General features: G+C 34.1%; 15 protein-coding genes. 9 read left to right on the top strand and 6 right to left on the bottom strand.

Going from position 1 to position 18,062, the window contains the following annotated elements; genetic code table 11:
- Positions 1 to 27: 27 nt before the first annotated feature.
- The 4 genes from guaB to QLQ96_RS11225 form a co-directional block, all read right to left on the bottom strand.
- A complete protein-coding gene (guaB, locus tag QLQ96_RS11240; RefSeq protein ID WP_482496742.1) occupies positions 28 to 1,500 on the bottom strand; it encodes an IMP dehydrogenase in 1,473 nt (490 codons plus the stop codon).
- 270 nt (positions 1,501 to 1,770) lie between these two features.
- Complete coding sequence (locus QLQ96_RS11235) at positions 1,771 to 3,168, bottom strand: DUF5723 family protein (RefSeq protein ID WP_482496741.1); 1,398 nt, start codon at positions 3,166 to 3,168, stop codon at positions 1,771 to 1,773.
- Complete coding sequence (locus QLQ96_RS11230; protein WP_482496740.1) at positions 3,165 to 3,716, bottom strand: hypothetical protein; 552 nt, start codon at positions 3,714 to 3,716, stop codon at positions 3,165 to 3,167. Before QLQ96_RS11230 ends, QLQ96_RS11235 begins: the two co-directional genes overlap by 4 nt.
- 81 nt (positions 3,717 to 3,797) lie before the next feature.
- The gene (locus QLQ96_RS11225; protein ID WP_482496956.1) at positions 3,798 to 4,664 is read right to left on the bottom strand and encodes a beta/alpha barrel domain-containing protein; all 867 of its coding nucleotides are present in this window, start codon (positions 4,662 to 4,664) and stop codon (positions 3,798 to 3,800) included.
- A gap of 211 nt (positions 4,665 to 4,875) precedes the next feature.
- Between QLQ96_RS11225 and QLQ96_RS11220 the strand changes: the two genes are divergently transcribed.
- Together QLQ96_RS11220 and QLQ96_RS11215 are read left to right on the top strand one after the other, a co-directional pair.
- Entirely contained in the window at positions 4,876 to 5,490 is a 615-nt protein-coding gene (locus tag QLQ96_RS11220) for a hypothetical protein (protein WP_482496739.1), read from the top strand.
- A complete protein-coding gene (locus QLQ96_RS11215) occupies positions 5,487 to 6,203 on the top strand; it encodes a DUF3307 domain-containing protein (protein ID WP_482496738.1) in 717 nt (238 codons plus the stop codon). Before QLQ96_RS11220 ends, QLQ96_RS11215 begins: the two co-directional genes overlap by 4 nt.
- Here QLQ96_RS11215 and QLQ96_RS11210 read toward each other — a convergent pair.
- Positions 6,189 to 7,223, bottom strand: a complete 1,035-nt coding sequence (locus QLQ96_RS11210; RefSeq protein WP_482496737.1) for a quinone-dependent dihydroorotate dehydrogenase — start codon at positions 7,221 to 7,223, stop codon at positions 6,189 to 6,191. The genes QLQ96_RS11215 and QLQ96_RS11210 overlap by 15 nt on opposite strands.
- Positions 7,224 to 7,644: 421 nt before the next feature.
- On the opposite strand from QLQ96_RS11210, the gene QLQ96_RS11205 reads away from it, so the two are divergent.
- From QLQ96_RS11205 to QLQ96_RS11175, 7 genes are all read left to right on the top strand, one after another.
- Positions 7,645 to 10,083: an arylsulfatase gene (locus QLQ96_RS11205; RefSeq protein ID WP_482496736.1), complete on the top strand. Its 2,439-nt coding sequence runs from the start codon at positions 7,645 to 7,647 to the stop codon at positions 10,081 to 10,083.
- A gap of 100 nt (positions 10,084 to 10,183) precedes the next feature.
- The gene (locus QLQ96_RS11200; RefSeq protein ID WP_482496735.1) at positions 10,184 to 11,395 is read left to right on the top strand and encodes an OprO/OprP family phosphate-selective porin; all 1,212 of its coding nucleotides are present in this window, start codon (positions 10,184 to 10,186) and stop codon (positions 11,393 to 11,395) included.
- A gap of 72 nt (positions 11,396 to 11,467) precedes the next feature.
- Positions 11,468 to 12,442 carry a DUF6515 family protein gene (locus QLQ96_RS11195; protein WP_482496734.1) on the top strand — a complete coding sequence of 325 codons (975 nt, stop codon included), beginning with the start codon at positions 11,468 to 11,470 and terminating at the stop codon, positions 12,440 to 12,442.
- A 95-nt stretch (positions 12,443 to 12,537) separates the two neighbouring features.
- Positions 12,538 to 13,671 carry a formylglycine-generating enzyme family protein gene (locus tag QLQ96_RS11190; RefSeq protein ID WP_482496733.1) on the top strand — a complete coding sequence of 378 codons (1,134 nt, stop codon included), beginning with the start codon at positions 12,538 to 12,540 and terminating at the stop codon, positions 13,669 to 13,671.
- 117 nt (positions 13,672 to 13,788) lie between these two features.
- Entirely contained in the window at positions 13,789 to 15,063 is a 1,275-nt protein-coding gene (gene pepT / locus QLQ96_RS11185; protein WP_482496732.1) for a peptidase T, read from the top strand.
- Entirely contained in the window at positions 15,064 to 15,651 is a 588-nt protein-coding gene (locus QLQ96_RS11180) for a YdeI/OmpD-associated family protein (protein WP_482496731.1), read from the top strand. It abuts the gene before it with no gap.
- A 1,567-nt stretch (positions 15,652 to 17,218) separates the two neighbouring features.
- Positions 17,219 to 17,614 carry a hypothetical protein gene (locus QLQ96_RS11175; protein WP_482496730.1) on the top strand — a complete coding sequence of 132 codons (396 nt, stop codon included), beginning with the start codon at positions 17,219 to 17,221 and terminating at the stop codon, positions 17,612 to 17,614.
- 104 nt (positions 17,615 to 17,718) lie between these two features.
- On the opposite strand, the gene yajC is transcribed toward QLQ96_RS11175, so the two are convergent.
- Positions 17,719 to 17,994 (bottom strand): preprotein translocase subunit YajC, encoded by a 276-nt coding sequence (yajC, locus tag QLQ96_RS11170; RefSeq protein ID WP_482496729.1) that lies wholly within the window; start codon positions 17,992 to 17,994, stop codon positions 17,719 to 17,721.
- Positions 17,995 to 18,062 lie beyond the last annotated feature (68 nt).

Here is an 18,062-nt window from a genome sequence, read left to right as displayed (position 1 = left end):
CTTTTGTTTTATGTTGAAATCTCAAAATTATCTAGAATAATTTGGAGCTTCTTTTGTAATAGTTACGTTGTGTGGGTGACTTTCAGTAATCCCGCTAGAAGTGATTCTAACAAAACGTCCAGACTCTTGCAAAGTAGGAATATCTTTTGAACCACAGTATCCCATACCTGCACGAAGACCTCCTATAAATTGAAGCATACTTTCGTTTAATTCTCCTTTGTAAGGAACGCGTCCAACGATTCCTTCTGGAACTAATTTTTTAACATCGTCTTCAACATCTTGGAAATAACGGTCTTTAGAACCTGTTTGCATTGCTTCAACAGATCCCATTCCACGGTAAGATTTGAATTTTCTTCCTTCAAAAATAATCGTTTCTCCAGGAGATTCTTTTGTTCCTGCTAATAATGAACCTAACATTACACAGTCTGCACCTGCAGCAATTGCTTTAGGAATATCTCCTGTATAACGAATTCCACCATCAGCAATAACTGGAACTCCGCTTCCTTTAATTGCTGCAGCAACTTCTAAAACTGCTGAGAATTGAGGAAAACCAACACCTGCAACGATACGCGTAGTACAGATAGAACCAGGACCGATTCCTACTTTCACTCCGTCAGCTCCATTTTCTACTAAATATTTAGCCGCTTCTGGTGTTGCGATGTTTCCAACGATAACATCTATTTGAGGGAATTTTGATTTTACTTCTTTCAATACATTTACCACACCTTCTGTATGTCCGTGAGCTGTATCGATAATAATTGCATCTACACCTGCAGCAACCAAAGCTTCAGCTCTTTGAACTGCGTCTCCAGTAACTCCAATAGCAGCAGCAACCCTCAATCGTCCAAATGAATCTTTATTTGCAATTGGTTTTTGAGTTAGTTTTGTAATGTCTCTAAAAGTAATTAAACCAACTAATTCGTTATTTGCATTTACAACTGGTAATTTTTCGATTTTATGACCTTGTAAAACTACTTCTGCCTGCTCTAAAGAAGTTCCTTCAGCAACAGTTACTAAGTTTTCGCTTGTCATAACCTCAACGATTGGTTTTGCACCGTTTTTCTCAAAACGTAAATCACGGTTTGTAACGATACCTTTTAAGATTCTGTTTTCGTCAACGATTGGAATACCACCGATACCGAATTCTTTCATTGCGTTTTTTGCGTCTGCAATAGTAGAGTTCATTGGTAAAGTTACCGGATCGATAATCATACCTGCTTCTGCACGTTTTACTTTTCGAACTTTTCCTGCTTGTTGTTCGATCGTCATATTTTTATGTAAAACACCTATTCCGCCTTCTTGCGCCATAGCAATTGCCATTGCACTTTCTGTAACTGTATCCATAGCAGCAGATACAATCGGAACGTTTAATGTAATGTTTCTTGAGAATTTTGATTTAATGCTCACTTCGCGAGGAAGCACATTCGAGTAGTTAGGTACTAATAATACATCGTCGTAAGTTAAACCTTCGCCGATAATCTTGGAGTTGTGTGCTATCATGTTGCAATTTCTAGTTGAATTGCGTGCAAATATAGTGAATTAATTGCTAACTTGAATACTAACTTATTCATAAATTTATATTTACACGAATAATCTTATAAAAAAAATTCCCTAGCCCAGATGGAAATGAAAAGCCACGAAAAGCCAAAAATCATTTTTTTCTGATTTAAAAAAGCGACCAACGGAAGCTCTTTTTAAATCTTGAAAAAAAGTGTTTTGGCTCGAGTGCTTGGAATGGACAGCTGGAAATAGCTTCTAAATATTGAGAAATTAATCGTCTTTATCTTGAAAAACAAAATTGATTCCGAGTTGGAAGGCCGCGCTACTTGCTTTGGAAATGTCTTTATATTCTAAAACATTATTGACCAGAGCATAAACATTTACTGGACCAATTGTTCCTGCGAGTCCTAAACCAATGTTTGTATTCGAAAAACTATCGACGGTATAAGTTGCTTTAAGATCCAATTTTCTAAAAATGTTTCTTCTATAAAAAGCAGTCAAAGCGACTAAAGGTTCACGCGGAGCAGACATTCCGAAAACCTGAAGTCCAACAGCATTTTTATAATATTTATCTATTTTACCTCTGCAACTACATTCATCATCAGGACGAGCTTCTCCAAAAGAATATTGAACGGACGTATAAATTTTTGTCGGACGCCAAGTTGTGTATTTATTATATAGTGTATCTCTTGGTATTGCTTTATCAAATTCGTCAAAGACATTTTCAGGATCATCTGAACCTAAGAAATCAGGATTTGCACCGTTGTATCGGTAATTTCCTTTATAAGTAAGGGTTTCGATGTCTTTGGTTTGCCTTACAAAACCTAAATCTATAACACTTGCGGTAACTTGTAAATTATCTTTTATATAATAGGTAATTCCAGCATCTATTCCTAAACCTAAACTTCCATTAAAAAAGGTGTTATGGGCAATATCATTAACAATATTTCCTTCGTATTCATCTTTCGTAAAACGGGAAAGTCCAGAGGTTCTTAATTCTAAATTGGAAGAAATGATTTGATTATAAAGATTGGGAGTTCCTGCCTCCTCGCCAGTAAAAATGTAACCTGAGTTTTTTGTGGAAGTTGCATTTGCACCGCTTGAGTAGATTTTAGCGCGTCCTCCGAAAACAAATTTATCATTGAGCTTTTTATGAAAACCGACATGAAAAACAGAAAGCACTTCGGCTTTAATATTTAAATCACCCAGATTAAAGTATTTTCCAATATAATCTCGATTTCCGTTTAAAGCCAGCAAAGCCAAATCTTTTGGAACAAACATAAAGAAATCGAATTCTTGATACAATCCAAACGAAACATAAGAACGGCTTTCTTTTCCTCCAATTCTAAATCCGCCAGAAAATATTTCCAACTGCTGATTGGTTACTATTTTATCTCTGCTTGAAGATTTATTGACAACGTCTCTAACTTTTTGATTAAAATCGACTCCATCATTTGAAAACAAATCATAAGCCGAAAAACTGCTAGAGCCAATATTAGCTGAAACTCCAGACAAAACCGGAAATCCAAAATAATATTTATATGAAACATCAGCTCCTGGATTTACAAGTGAAGACTGCGGAATTGAAGTAAAATTATATAACAGCTCCCTGTTTTGTGCAAAACAAGAAAGATGAAAAAACAAGTAAAAAATTAGCGCTTTTCTCATTCGATTACTAAATAAGCTGTTGCACTTGATCTTAACTTTAAATTTCCTTGACTCTCACTATTTAATGGAGGTCCGGCTGCTATTAATACCCCAAAACCAATTCTTTCTGTATGTTTTAAACGATTTAATCGCACGTTTTCAAAAACTTCTGTAGGGTATTTTATAACATTTGGTGTTCCTTTGTAGGAAGGGACTGTAAATGATATTGTTTCTAAAACCCTGTTTTTATCGTTAATCAAAAGTATATTTAACACGAAATCGCGATCTATGTTATTTTCTACTTCAAAATCAAACTCGGCTTTTGCAAGATTTTCCCTAAAGAATTTATCTTTAAAAATATCAAAATCTCTAACATCATAAGTAATATTATTTCCGCCATCGTCTAAAAGTCTATTGGCAGGAATATTAAAATAAGCAAGGTTAGCTACAAAAACGGGTTCTATCTTAAAATCATTTACCTGATCAAAATTCAAATCGCTTGAACAGGAAAACAATAGAAACAGTGAAAATACTATGCTTGATATTTTTCTAATCGATCTTAATTTCATGGCAAATAGTTATATGTAAATAATAAATGTAACGTAATATACTTACAATCATTATCTAAGGTAAGAAAATATAACTATTTTTTAATGAAACTTTCCAAACAATTTTGAAGTTTCGTTGTAAGCGCTTTCAAAACTAAGCGAATTAAGGCCCGTTATTTTTTTATTGGCAGTGAAATAAGAAACCAATTTTTCTGTCGGCATGTTTCCTGTCAGTTTATCGGTTGCCATTGGACAGCCTCCAAAACCTTGAATTGCGCCGTCAAAACGAGTACAACCCGCTTTTGCTGCAGCGTCGATTTTTTCGAACCAGCTTTCGGGTGTTGTATGAAGATGTGCTCCAAACTCAATTTCAGGATATTTAGGAATTAAATCTGAAAATAAATAAGTAATAACTTCTGGTGTTGAAGTTCCAACAGTATCGGAAAGCGATAGAATTTTCACGCCCATTCCTGCCAGTTTTTCGGTCCATTCTGATACAATTTCAATATTCCAGGGATCTCCGTAAGGGTTTCCGAAACCCATTGAAAGATAAGTTACTACTTCTTTCTTTTTCTTATCGGCGACTTCTAGAATTTCTTCGAGCGTAACCAAAGATTCTGCAATTGTTTTGTGCGTATTACGCATCTGAAAGTTCTCAGAAATAGAAAAAGGAAAACCTAAATATTGAATTTGTTCGTATTCTGCAGCGGTAACAGCTCCTTGCGTATTGGCAATAATAGAAAGTAGTTTGCTTGTTGTTTGAGACAAATCAAGCTGTTCTAAAACGGCAGCGGTATCCTGCATCTGCGGAATCGCTTTTGGAGAAACAAAACTTCCAAAATCAATGGTATCAAAGCCAACTCGCAACAAAGCTTGTATGTAAGTAACTTTATTTTTTGTCGGAATAAAATCCTTAATGCCTTGCATGGCATCTCGAGGGCATTCGATGATTTTGATTTCTTTGTTCAAAGTGTATTCTTTTCTAAAGGCTAAGTTAGTTTCTTTTTTAAACAAATAAAAGATAATTTTAATTGAACTCTATTATTACAAAAAACAATCATATCTTTCATTATTACCAAAAAATGTAATAATTTTAATTATTACCAAAAAACGTAATACTAAATTTTATTACGTATATTTGTAATAGAAAGTTTATAATTTTTTTAATTATATTTGAGTTATGACTAGTGTAATTACGGGCGACATAATTGGTTCAAGACAGCAGCAATCAGACCATTGGGTGGAGGGTTTAAAGAAAATCTTGACTCCATTTGGCAAAACGCCAAATCAGTGGGAAATATATCGAGGAGACGAATTTCAAATTGAAGTCCGCAATCCGGAGGAGGCTTTGTTAACCGCAATTTTGGTGAAAGCACATTTGAGAGCCATAAAATCTGATGCCCGAATGAGTATTGGTTTTGGAGATAAAACACACAATGCCGAAAGAATATCTGAAAGCAATGGTTCTGCATTTATCAATTCTGGAGAACTTTTTGAAACTTTAAAAAAGCAGAAAGTGACTTTAGCTTTGCGAACAGGCGATATTGATTTCGACGAAAAACTGAATTTAATGCTCCAGTTGGCTTTGACTTTTATGGATAGCTGGCTGGTACAATCAGCAGAATTTGTTGCAGTTGCCATCGAAAATCCGACATTATCTCAGGAAGAATTAGGGCAAAAACTAGGGATTAACCAAGCTGCGGTAAGCCGAAGACAAAAACGAGCTCAGTTTGATTTGGTTATGAATTTAGATCGATATTTTAGAAAACAAATAAAACAATTTACAGCCTCATGATTTTATTTATAAAACTGTTTCTTGCTCATTTATTAGGAGATTTTATCTGGCAGCCAAATTCTTGGGTCGCTGATAAAGAAGTTAAAAAACATAAAAGCATTTACTTATATGCTCATATTTTGCTTCATGGAGTTTTAGCTGCAATTCTAGCGGGAGAAATCAATTTTATACCATATGCTGTTTTAATTGCAGTTACGCACGGAATTATCGATTTAATCAAATTGAATTTCCAGAAAAACAATACCAAACGCACTTGGTTTGTAGTCGATCAAATTGCACACATTCTTATTTTAATTGGTGTTGTCCTTCTGTACGAAAGCAAAACAATAATCAATTTTTGGCAGGATAATACATTCTGGATTCTAATTACTGGACTAATCCTGATAACGAAACCAACTTCTATTTTCATAAAAACTATAATTTCGATGTGGGCTCCTGAAAGCCAAAACAGCCATCAGGATAATTCTCTGATAGCTGCTGGAAATTATATTGGTATTTTAGAACGCTTGTTTGTTTTCGGATTTATCTTAACCGGACATTTTGAAGCGATTGGTTTTCTGCTTGCCGCTAAATCTATTTTTAGATTCGGAGATTTAAAGGAAGCCAAAGACCGAAAATTGACAGAATATGTAATGATCGGAACTTTAATCAGTTTTGGAATTGCAATAATTGCTGGCCTTTTGGTTCAAGCATTGCTTTTACAATTGCCCTAAAACCTTTTTGTTAATTGCTTTAATTAAAGCTGGACCTTCATAAATAAAACCTGTGTACAATTGCACTAGACTTGCTCCCGCATTTAATTTTTCAATTGCATCATCTGCAGAATGAATTCCTCCCACTCCAATAATTGGAAATGCTTTGTTACTTTTTTCCGAAAGAAAACGAATTACTTCAGTAGAACGTTTTGCTAATGGTTTTCCAGACAACCCTCCCATTTCTGTTTGGTTTGCAGATTGCAAGCCTTCTCTAGAAATCGTGGTATTTGTTGCAATAACACCCGCAATTTGAGTTGTTTTCACAATATCAATAATATCTAACAATTGCTCATCTGTTAAGTCTGGAGCAATTTTTAAAAGAATTGGTTTTACTTTTTGAGTACTTGTTTTTTGCTTTTCGACATTTCTATTTTGCAAAGTCTGCAATAATGCCGTTAATGGTTCTTTATCTTGTAAAGCTCTTAGATTTGGCGTGTTTGGCGAACTCACATTCACCACAAAATAATCTACATGATTAAAAAGTGCATCAAAGCAAATGATGTAATCTTTAACCGCATCTTCGTTATCGGTAACTTTATTTTTTCCGATGTTTCCACCAATTAAAACGCCTGTATTCTTTTTCAAACGCTCTACAGCTTCTAGAACACCGCCGTTATTAAATCCCATTCGGTTAATAATTGCTTGGTCTTCTTTTAATCGGAATAAACGTTTTTTTGGATTTCCTTCTTGTCCTACTGGCGTTACAGTTCCGATTTCAATAAAACCAAAACCAAAATCACCAAGTTCTTTGTAAAGCTTCGCATCTTTATCAAAACCAGCTGCAAGTCCAACTGGGTTTTTAAATTTAATTCCGAAAACTTCTCTTTCTAATCGAGCATCTTTTACTTCATAAATCGATCTTATAATTGCCGAAACTCCAGGTATTTTTGAAATGAATTTAACGAATGAAAAGGTAAAATAATGCACTTTTTCAGGATCAAAACAAAAAAGTATCGGACGAATTATAAATTTATACATAAGAGTTGTGTGTTGTTGTTTTTTCGGATGCAAATTTAAATATTATAGTTTAAAAAGGTACTTTTTTACGAAAACAAATAATTTCAATTTTGTTTAATTATTCTTTTCAGTTTAAAAATTTCTAAAAATATACGCTGCTATAAAAAATGTCTGCTTTTTGTAAAAGCTAAAAAATCTGTTCAAAAGCCTGTTTTTGTGTTGCAAGTTATAATATGAAACATGTTCTGTCCTATTAAAAAACTCTTTGCTATTATATATCGCTAATTTTGAGAAGTTCCGTTTCAAAATTTTCGTTTCAAACTTATAGCCCTACTCGACTTTAAGTATTTCCATTTCAGATTACTGCATTTTTTAGATTATTTTTTAGACAAAAGTTCACGAGAAACCCTCATACGATCAATATTAATTAATCAAATAAATTATGAAAGTTAGCAAATCACACATTCTGAAAAGTATTTTCGCATTCCTGTCTTTTCTTTCATTGGGAATTACTTCGAAAATAGTTGCTCAGGCAGATCCTCAACAAGTTACCAAAGAAACTTTTAAAGGAAAAATGGCTCTAGACATTAGAGATTCGAAAAGTGACTGGGCTCCGTACTTGCCTAAAAAAGCCCCTAAAGGTTATCCGAATATTTTATTCATTTTATATGATGATACTGGATTAGCCGCTTGGTCACCTTATGGAGGTGCCATTAATATGCCAACAATGCAGCGATTAGCCAACAATGGAATCACTTATTCTCAATGGCATACTACTGCATTATGTTCTCCAACTCGTTCTACATTGCTTACAGGGCGAAATCATCATCTCAATGGAATGGCTGCTATTACAGAAACTGCCGATGGTTTTCCAGGCGCGAGCGGAAGAATTCCAAAACAAGCCGCTACAATTGGACAAATTCTTCAAGACAACGGATATAGCACTTTTTGGATTGGAAAAAACCACAACGTTCCTGAACAAGATATTGCTTCTGGCGGACCAAGAGCTACTTGGCCACTTCAAATGGGATTTGACCGTTTTTACGGTTTTCTTGGAGGAGAAACCAACCAATGGTATCCAGATTTAGTTGAAGACAATCATTTTGTTGAACCACCTGCAACTCCAGAAGAAGGTTACCATTTATCTAAAGATTTGGCCGATCATGCTTTAGCTTATATTAAAGATCAGCAAGCAACAAATCCGTCAAAACCTTGGTACATGTGGTATTGTCCTGGAGCAAATCATGCTCCACACCATGCTCCAGAAGAATATATTGCTAAATACAAAGGGAAATTTGACGATGGTTACGATGCTTACCGCAAATGGGTTTTGCCTCGAATGATTGCCAAAGGCGTTATTCCAGCTGGAACAAAATTGGACAATTTCAATCCAATGCCTCCCGGAGTTGCTAATCCAGCAGATAATGTACTCGATTGGAATAAACTGAAACCTGAAGAGAAAAAACTGTTTTCTAGATTGGCTGAAGTATATGCTGGATTTTCAGAATATACAGATGTTCAAGTGGGACGAATTATCGATTATTTAGAAAAATCAGGGCAACTTGAAAATACAGTAGTTATTTATGCTGCTGATAATGGTGCTTCTGGAGAAGGATCTGAATCTGGTTCTGTAAACGAAAATAAATTCTTTAACGGTTATCCAGATGAATTAAAAGAAAACTTGAAATATTTAGATAAATTAGGAAGTCCAGATACTTACGAGCATTATCCAACTGGATGGGCCGCAGCGTTTTCTACTCCTTTTAAAATGTTTAAAAGATACAGCCAATATGCTGGAGGAACTTGCGATCCTTTGGTAATTTCTTGGCCAAAAGGAATTAAATCAAAAGGTGTTGTTCGCGATCAATTTCATCATTCAACAGACATTGTGCCTACAATTTTAGACATCTGCGGATTAGAAATGCCGAAGGAATATCGCGGTACGCCTCAGTATCCTTTGTCTGGTGTTTCAATGAAATATACTTTTGATGCTGCTCCTAATACAAAAACTCAAAAACACATCCAATATTTTGCTATGTTGGGAAGCCGTGCTTTATGGAAAGATGGCTGGAAAGCTGTTGCATTGCACGCACCATTATCAGGAAAAGGAAATTTTGACAAAGACGTTTGGGAATTATACAATACAGATGTTGACCGTTCAGAGTCTAATAATTTGGCTAAAAAAAATCCAGATAAATTAAAAGAATTAATAGCCGATTGGAATAGCGAAGCGGCCAAAAACTTAGTTCTTCCGTTGGACGACCGTTCTGCAATTGAAATATTAGGAACAGAAAGACCTTCTTCTGAAGAGCCTCGCGATCAATATATCTATTATCCGGGAACTTCGCCTGTACCAGAAGGAGTTGCGGTAAATGTTCGCGGACGTTCTTATAAAATAGTTGCAGACGTAGATGTAAAAGATGCCAATGCTTCGGGAGTTTTATTTGCTCACGGTTCTCGTTTTGGAGGTCATACTTTATTCCTTAAAGATAAAAAACTAAACTATGTGTACAATTTCTTAGGAATTCAACCAGAACAGAAATTCACTTCTAATGTGGCTATAACTCCTGGAAAACACGTTTTCGGAATGGAATTTAATCGCGAAAAACAGGGGCCAAACGGTGAATCTATCGGAACAATGAAATTATACATCGACGGTAAAGAAGTCGCTTCTGGCCCAATGAGAACGCAGACTGGTAAATTCACTCTTTCTGGCGACGGACTTTGTGTTGGTTTTGATAGCGGTGATGCCGTTAGTAAAGAATACAAAACTCCTGGCGAATTTAAAGGTGGAGAAATTTATGGCGTTGGTGTAAACGTTGGAAAAATTGAATATTCTGACTTAAACAATGAAGCAAAAAGGGCTTTAGGAAGAGATTAAAATATTAAAAAGAGGTATTCCCGATTCTATTTTGTGATCAGAATGCCTCTTTTTCTTCTTAAATAAATGTTTTAAGAATGCATACAAACCTATTAATCTTATGTATAGCGCAAATCGTATTTTTAAAAATCTATTCTTTATTTTTATTTTATTAATTGGTTTTAAAGGACTTTCTCAACAAGAAAAAGACACTACAAAATTAATGAATGTTCATTATGGCAGTAAAGGAATTGAACTGGAAACTCGAGACAAAAAATTTCTATTTCAATTAGCAAGCCGTTTGCAGTTTCGTTTTTCTACACCAAATGATACAGATCCTTTAACTTATGACGATTATAGCAGAGATGCTCAAACCACTTTTAAAATAAACCGTGCAAGACTTAAAATTGGCGGTCATGCTTTTGAACCTTGGCTTAAATATTATTGGGAATACGAATTAAGTCAGTCCAATTTGCTTGATTTTAGGATTATGATTGAAAAATGGGATTGGCTAAGTTTTAAAGTAGGACAATGGAAAACCGAATTTACTCGTGAACGTTACATTAGCAGTGGCGAACAGCAAATGGTAGATCGCTCTTTAATCAATCGGCCTTTTACAGTAGACAGACAATTGGGAGTTGAAGTTTACGGTCATTTAAAAGGCGCCGGAATTGCCGATTTCAATTATTGGGCAGCCGCTTTAACAGGAACTGGACGAGGAAATAGTTCCAACGATGACAATCATTTAATGTATTTTGGAAGAGCCCAATGGAATTTTTTAGGAAGAACTCTCGACTTTGAAGGTTGCGATTTGGAATTTCACGAAAAACTGACGCCAATTATAGCTTTCTCCGCTATAACAAACCGTAGCCCATATACACGCTTTTCACAAGCTGGAGGAGGTTCGCTTGACGGATTTGAAGACGGACTTCCAGGGCAATACAGAGTCAATCAATGGAATTTTGAAACCGCTTTTATGTACCGAGGTTTTTCATGGCAAAGTGAATTGCACAACAAACAAATCATCGATAAAATAAACAACGATGACACTACTGTAATGAAAGGATATTACATTCAGGCTGGATATTTTTTTCATAATGTTTTTGAATGGTGGCCACAACATCTTGAAATGGCAGGAAGACACGCCGCATACAGACCCGATAATTCGATAAGAGAAAATAGACAAGAGGAATCAACAATAGCTTTCAATTGGTTTTTTAAAGGACATAAAAACAAACTAACTTCAGAAGTAAGCTATTTTAGTTTTCAGGACAAAACACTTCCGTTACAAGGAGGATGGCGATTTAGAATACAATGGGATATTTCACTATAAACCAAACTTTTAATTCCTTAACACAAATCCTACATTTTTTTTCATAACTTTAAATCACATAAATTATTGAATATGAAAAACATAGCCAAAATAATAAAAAGTCCAGCGCTTTTAATATTCTTAATTGGAACTCTTTTCTTTATTTCAATTGATAGTTTAGCGCAACGTCATGGCGGTGGAGTTCGCGGTGGCGGAACTCGTGGCGGTGGAGCAACTCATACTAGACAAGCAAGACCTGCTACGCAATCCAGACCAAATGTAACTAGACCTAGTAACACAAGGCCAGCGACAACGAGACCTGGAGCAAACAATTCTGGAACTCAAGTAACCAGACCTGCAAACAATTCCAACAGAAATAATACTGTAAATAGAAACAACTCTGGAAACAGGAATAATACAGTCAATCGAAATAATACTGGCAACAGAAATAACGGTAATACTGTAAACAGAAACAACATCAATGTTGACAGAAGCCGAGATATCACCATCAACAATAACCGAAATACTGTAGTAAGAAGAAATACAGTAATTTACACACGTCCTCCTTACAGATATGGCGGATACCGATATTATGGCTATCATCCATATTATTACCATCCGTATAGACCTTTTTATTGGGGACCAGTTTGGCATCCTTGGGGCTTTTTCGTTGCAACTTTGGCTGTTACAGCAATTGTTGTGAGCGTAGAAAGCACTCAATATCATTATGATCAAGGCGTTTGGTATGCGCCGTCAAGCGGAGGTTATACCGCTGTACCTGCACCAGTTGGCGGTACGGTAAACAATATTCCGAGTGGAGCACAAACCGTCAATACGGGAACTGTCAATAATTATTATTACGGAGGAACTTATTACGAAAAAGACGGAAATAACTACAAAGTTGTAGCCCCTACGGCTGGAACAATCGTAGAAAATTTACCTGAAGGTGGCGAAGAAGTTACTATTGGAGATGTAAAATACATCAAATTTGGAGAAACGTATTACCAACCTGTCCAAGTAGATGGAAAAGACAAATATGAAGTTGTTTTTGTTGAAGAAGACAAGTAATGTTTATTAATTCTATAAAACTAATATAATTATAAAATTATTTTATCTAAATTTATCCCTGCTATTAAAAACCATATAAGCTCAAATAATAAACCATGAAAAAGAAAACCTTTTGGATCTTTGTGCTTCTCACATTATCCATCATTTCAATTGCTTACAGTTATACTAGATTTACAAATAATAAAGAAGAAAAAACAATTGCTGAATGTCATGAAACACCTAGTAACCTAGAATCTGAATTCAAGCCGACTGTCGAAAACAAATTCAAGCCAAATGCAAAAGTACCAAAAGGAATGGTTTGGATTCCTGGCGGAGAATTCTCAATGGGAACAAATGTTGAAGACGAAAGTCTGTGCAGTATAAAAGGAGTTACAAAAGACGCAGCTCCGATTCATAGAGTTTATGTTGACGGTTATTATATGGATGAAACTGAAGTAACCAACGAAGAATTCGAAAAATTTGTAAAAGCAACTGGTTATGTTACGGTTGCAGAGCAAAAACCAACTAAAGAAGAATTTCCTACAGCAAATGAGGAAGATTTAATAACAGGTTCTGTGGTCTTCACTCCTACACCTTCAGCAGTAAATTTGAATAATTTCTTGCAATGGTGGCGTTACGAACCAGGTGCAGATTGGAGACATCCTGAAGGTCCGCAAAGCACCATTATAGGAAAAGAAAAATATCCTGTTGTTCATGTTGTTTACGAAGATGCTGAAGCTTATGCAAAATGGGCTGGAAAAAGACTTCCAACTGAAGCAGAATGGGAATTTGCAGCAAGAGGCGGTAAAACTGGAAATCTTTATGCTTGGGGAAATGATTTAAAACCTAAAGGAAAATTTCAGGCTAATATTTATCAAGGACATTTTCCAATAAAAGATGGAGATACAGGAGAAGACGGATTTAAAGGAATTGCTCCAACAAAACAATTTGCTCCAAATGCTTACGGTTTGTACGATATTGCTGGAAATGTTTGGGAATGGGTACACGATTGGTACAGTGTAGAGTATTACAAATCATTAGCGGAAAGCGGAAAAGTAACAAAAAATCCGCAGGGGCCAGATGCTTATTATGATCCTAACGATCCTTCTGAAATAAAACGCGTACATCGTGGCGGTTCTTTTCTATGTACTGATCAATATTGTACTCGATATATGGTGGGAACAAGAGGAAAAGGAGAAATCAGATCTGCGGCTAACCACGTTGGTTTTAGATGCGTAAAAAGTAAATAACAAATTAAAAATACCAAAAAGGGATTCAATTTAGAATCCCTTTTTTATTAATTCAGATATTGAAAGCTAAATTTTCACCCAGAAAAAATTTTCTATATTTGCTAAAAATTCAAAAAAATGCAACATATCATAGATCGCTTTATCAGTTATGTAACGATTGATACGGAATCGGATCCAAATTCACAAACAACTCCAAGTACGCAAAAACAATGGAATCTTGCTAATAAATTAGTTGACGAACTGAAAGCAATCGGCTTAGAAGATGTAACTATTGATGACAAAGCCTATATCATGGCAACGCTTCCTAGCAATGTTGATCATGAAGTTCCAACAATTGGTTTTGTTTCTCACTTTGATACTTCTCCAGATTTTAGCGGAGCCAATGTCAAACCTCAGATTATTGAAAATTACGACGGAAAAGATATCGTTTTGAATGCCGAGAAAAATATTATTTTATCTCCAGATTACTTTAAAGATTTATTGCTTTATAAAGGTCAAACGATCATCACAACTGACGGAACGACTCTTTTAGGTGCTGATGATAAAGCTGGAATTACAGAAATTGTTTCGGCAATGGAATATCTAATTCAGCATCCAGAAATCAAACACGGAAAAATTAGAATTGGTTTTACTCCTGATGAAGAAATCGGACGTGGAGCACATCATTTTGATGTTGAAAAATTCGGGGCACAATGGGCATATACAATGGACGGAAGTCAGATTGGTGAATTAGAATATGAAAATTTCAATGCCGCTGGAGCTAAAATTACTTTTAAAGGAAAAAGCGTTCACCCCGGTTATGCAAAAGGAAAAATGATCAATTCAATGCTTTTAGCAAATGATTTCATCAACGAACTTCCGAAAGGCGAAACTCCGCAGGAAACAAGAGGTTACGAAGGTTTCTTTCACGTACATCACATAAAAGGAAATATCGAAGAAACTGTTTTAGAATTGATTATTCGTGATCACAACAGAAAGAAATTCGAAAAAAGAAAAGAATTGATCCATAAATTGGCGAAACAATTCAATAAAAAATTCGCGAAGAAATTCGGTGAAGATATTGTAACTGCTGAAGTTAAAGATCAATATTACAATATGAAAGAAAAGGTTCTTCCTGTAAAATATATTGTAGATATTGCTGAAAAAGCAATGAGAGAATTAAACATCAAACCGATCATTAAACCAATTCGCGGCGGAACTGACGGTTCTCAATTATCGTTTATGGGATTACCTTGTCCGAACATTTTTGCGGGCGGACATAATTTCCACGGAAAATACGAATATGTTCCAGCAGAAAGCATCCAAAAAGCAACTGATGTTATTGTGAAAATTGCTGAATTAACTGCGATTCCTGGTGTTTTTGATGCAGCAGAATCTAAAAAAGGCAAATAATTGGAAACAAAATCCGAAAATAAAGGCATTTGGAAATATGGCGATAAATGGGAAGAGGAATTACTTTTTCTAAAATCGATTCTTGACAAAACCGAACTGGCAGAAACCACAAAATGGGGCGGTCCAGTTTATGTTTGTGAAAAGAAAAACGTAGTTGGCCTTGGCGGATTTAAAGATTATTTTGCAATATGGTTTTTTAATGGCGTTTTCTTAAAAGACGAAAAAAAGAAACTCATAAATGCTCAAGAAGAAGTTACAAAATCTTTGAGACAATGGCGTTTTACTTCGAAAGAAGAAGTAAATGAAAAGGACGTTTTAGAATATATTTACGAAGCAATTGAAAACGAAAAACAGGGAAAAGTAATTAAACCTTCTAAAAAAGAAGCGATTGTTTCTGAGCTTTTAGAAAAAGAAATGGCTCAAAATCCTGCTTTAAAAGAAGCTTTCGCAAAATTTTCTCCTTATAAACAATATGAGTTTTTAGAATATATTGAATCGGCAAAACAGGAAAAAACGAAGCTCTCGAGAATTGAAAAAGTGCTTCCGATGATTTTAGCGAATTTTGGGTTGAATGATAAATACAGGTAGTTTTTTCAAAAATTCCAAATTCCAAGCTATATGAAAACCTTTGTCAAAGTTTTAAACTTTGACAAAGGTTTTTTTTTATAAAATTATTATCAAATTCAAACCAAACACTAGTTTTCTTTGAAAACAAAATCCTACATTTGCGTTCAAAAAATAACAAGCCTTTTCTTAGTATATGTTCAATATAGAAAAAAATAATTTTTATAATGATCGCCAATTAATACATAGCAATTTTCATGAAACAAGAAAATACGGATACAATTATCGGGATTTTGAGAGTGAAATATTTAACAAAGAAGCTCATTATCAAGTTCCAATAAACTTTACATCTCGTAATACTTATAATAGTCTTTTTTTTGAGATAATATAGAAAACAAATCTATTTAAGTAGCAAGAATACAATTTGCTCGTAGAACAAATGCTTGACATATCTTCAAAAGCATTATTCCCGATAAAGAATTATTATCTAAAATACCCATATAATCTTTCCTTTATAAAATTTAAAAGAGAATTTACAGCCACTTCAAGCTAATAATACTTGTAAAATACATAGACTAAATAAAAAATAATCATAAACCTAAAACCAAATAATAATACAATGAAAAGAGAAAAAAGTAAAGCCGCAAGAATACTTCTAATAATAAGTATCGTTTTTTTAGCAATAACCTTGTATGTCACTTATTACAGATATGCTAAAATCCAAAGAGCAGTTTTTACTACTGGTAAAATTGTAGGTTTTACAAAAAAAAATTGAAGAAAAGAGAGAAAAAAAGCGTACAAAAAGAACAACCTTTTATTATCCTGAATTTGAATTTAAAGATAAAACAGGACAGTTAGTAAATATAAAATCAAACGCCGGCAAAGGAAATTCTCCTGCCTATAATATTGGTGAACAAATTGAAATCATGTACAGTCCTGATGATAGTAGCGATGCACAAATAAACGATTTTTCAAGTTTGTGGTTACCAACTTTAGTACTTGGTGTCTTTACATTATTTTTCTCATTTGTTACTTATGTTGTAAGAAAAAAACAATAACATAGAATTTTAATCTTTATTTAAAAACAAAAAACCTGATTATCATAATTTTAAATCAACACGAGTGAAATGAAAAAAAATACCTCTTTAGTCTTTTATTTTTAATTTTTTTAGCGGGTTGCAACTCACAAGAAAAAACAGAAAAAAGACATATAAAATCCACAAAACAAATTGAATACAATCTAAATAATTCCCTTATAAGCTATTCAAAAGGGGATCGAATAAGTTTAACCGGTTTTGGTCAGGATCACATTGAGAATTTTGATCCTTCTGGAAATTTAAAAGAAACTTACAGCATATCTAATTTATCACCTGAACTCAAGTTTGTTTTAAGATCTAAAAATGAATATAATAAAAAAAATCAACTTTTATCAGAAGTTCGTTATACAGACAGAAACACTATTTTTTCCACTACTACATATGAATATGACAAGCAAAGCAGACTAGAAAAAGCAGAATATATAGTAAATAAAAACTCAGCAGGCTTTCAAAGTTCTTTACAGGTTTATATATACGATAAAAATCCAATTCTAATGACAGACTTTACATTGGACACCATCACAAAAAAGTATGTAGTTAATCATTATGAATTAATTAAAAAAGACAAAAACAACAATATCTTAGAGACCATTTATAAAGATATTGACGAAAAAATATATCGAGAAGAATATCATCAATATGACAAAAACAATAATCGCATTAATAGCGCTTTTGTGGAGCGAAGATTTCAAGAAGAAGAAAAATCCTCAGATGATATCGAATACAATAATCATAATGATATTATAAAATCTCTTTACAAAACAAAAAAATATGAATCTGTAACAAAATATCAATATGAATATGATGGATACGGAAATTGGATAATTAAAAAAATTATAAATGACAATGGTACAGGAAGCTACTTTGAACGAGAGATTTCATACTATTAATTTGTCATTAAGCTTTAAGTCAAATATAAAATAGAAAAAATCCCAAACTCCAAGTTGTAAAATTGGAATTTGGGATTTTAAATTTTTATTGGAATTTTAAAAACTTAAGCCTTTTTATTCAAAGCCGCGCTCATTTCCAAAGAAATTGCAGAACGCTCTAATTTTAATTTTCCTGACATTGTTTCAATTACAACAGTAGTTTCTGCTAATTCAACAACTTTACCGTGGAAACCACTTTTTGTTACTATTTTGTCACCTACTTTAAGGCTGCTTTCAAATTCTTTTTCGTTTTTAGCTCTTTTTTGTTGTGGTCTAATCATGAAGAAATAGATTACCACGAACATTAGAAGAAATGGCGCAAATTGAGTTAATTGTCCCATAATTTAAATTTGTTTTTGATTTATATTTAATATTCTTTTTTGCTCTTCGACTCCGCTCAGAGTGACAA

Source organism: Flavobacterium sp. B167r (assembly GCF_056824315.1).
Note: the sequence above shows the minus strand (reverse complement) of the source record. Positions and strands in the feature narration are given on the sequence as shown.

Coding starts and splice junctions, on each gene's coding strand:
- guaB (WP_482496742.1), bottom strand. CDS start 1,500: ATGATAGCACACAACTCCAAGATTATCGGCGAAGGTTTAACTTACGAC.
- QLQ96_RS11235 (WP_482496741.1), bottom strand. CDS start 3,168: ATGAGAAAAGCGCTAATTTTTTACTTGTTTTTTCATCTTTCTTGTTTT.
- QLQ96_RS11230 (WP_482496740.1), bottom strand. CDS start 3,716: ATGAAATTAAGATCGATTAGAAAAATATCAAGCATAGTATTTTCACTG.
- QLQ96_RS11220 (WP_482496739.1), top strand. CDS start 4,876: ATGACTAGTGTAATTACGGGCGACATAATTGGTTCAAGACAGCAGCAA.
- QLQ96_RS11215 (WP_482496738.1), top strand. CDS start 5,487: ATGATTTTATTTATAAAACTGTTTCTTGCTCATTTATTAGGAGATTTT.
- QLQ96_RS11210 (WP_482496737.1), bottom strand. CDS start 7,223: ATGTATAAATTTATAATTCGTCCGATACTTTTTTGTTTTGATCCTGAA.
- QLQ96_RS11205 (WP_482496736.1), top strand. CDS start 7,645: ATGAAAGTTAGCAAATCACACATTCTGAAAAGTATTTTCGCATTCCTG.
- QLQ96_RS11200 (WP_482496735.1), top strand. CDS start 10,184: ATGTATAGCGCAAATCGTATTTTTAAAAATCTATTCTTTATTTTTATT.
- QLQ96_RS11195 (WP_482496734.1), top strand. CDS start 11,468: ATGAAAAACATAGCCAAAATAATAAAAAGTCCAGCGCTTTTAATATTC.
- QLQ96_RS11190 (WP_482496733.1), top strand. CDS start 12,538: ATGAAAAAGAAAACCTTTTGGATCTTTGTGCTTCTCACATTATCCATC.
- pepT (WP_482496732.1), top strand. CDS start 13,789: ATGCAACATATCATAGATCGCTTTATCAGTTATGTAACGATTGATACG.
- QLQ96_RS11175 (WP_482496730.1), top strand. CDS start 17,219: ATGACAGACTTTACATTGGACACCATCACAAAAAAGTATGTAGTTAAT.
- yajC (WP_482496729.1), bottom strand. CDS start 17,994: ATGGGACAATTAACTCAATTTGCGCCATTTCTTCTAATGTTCGTGGTA.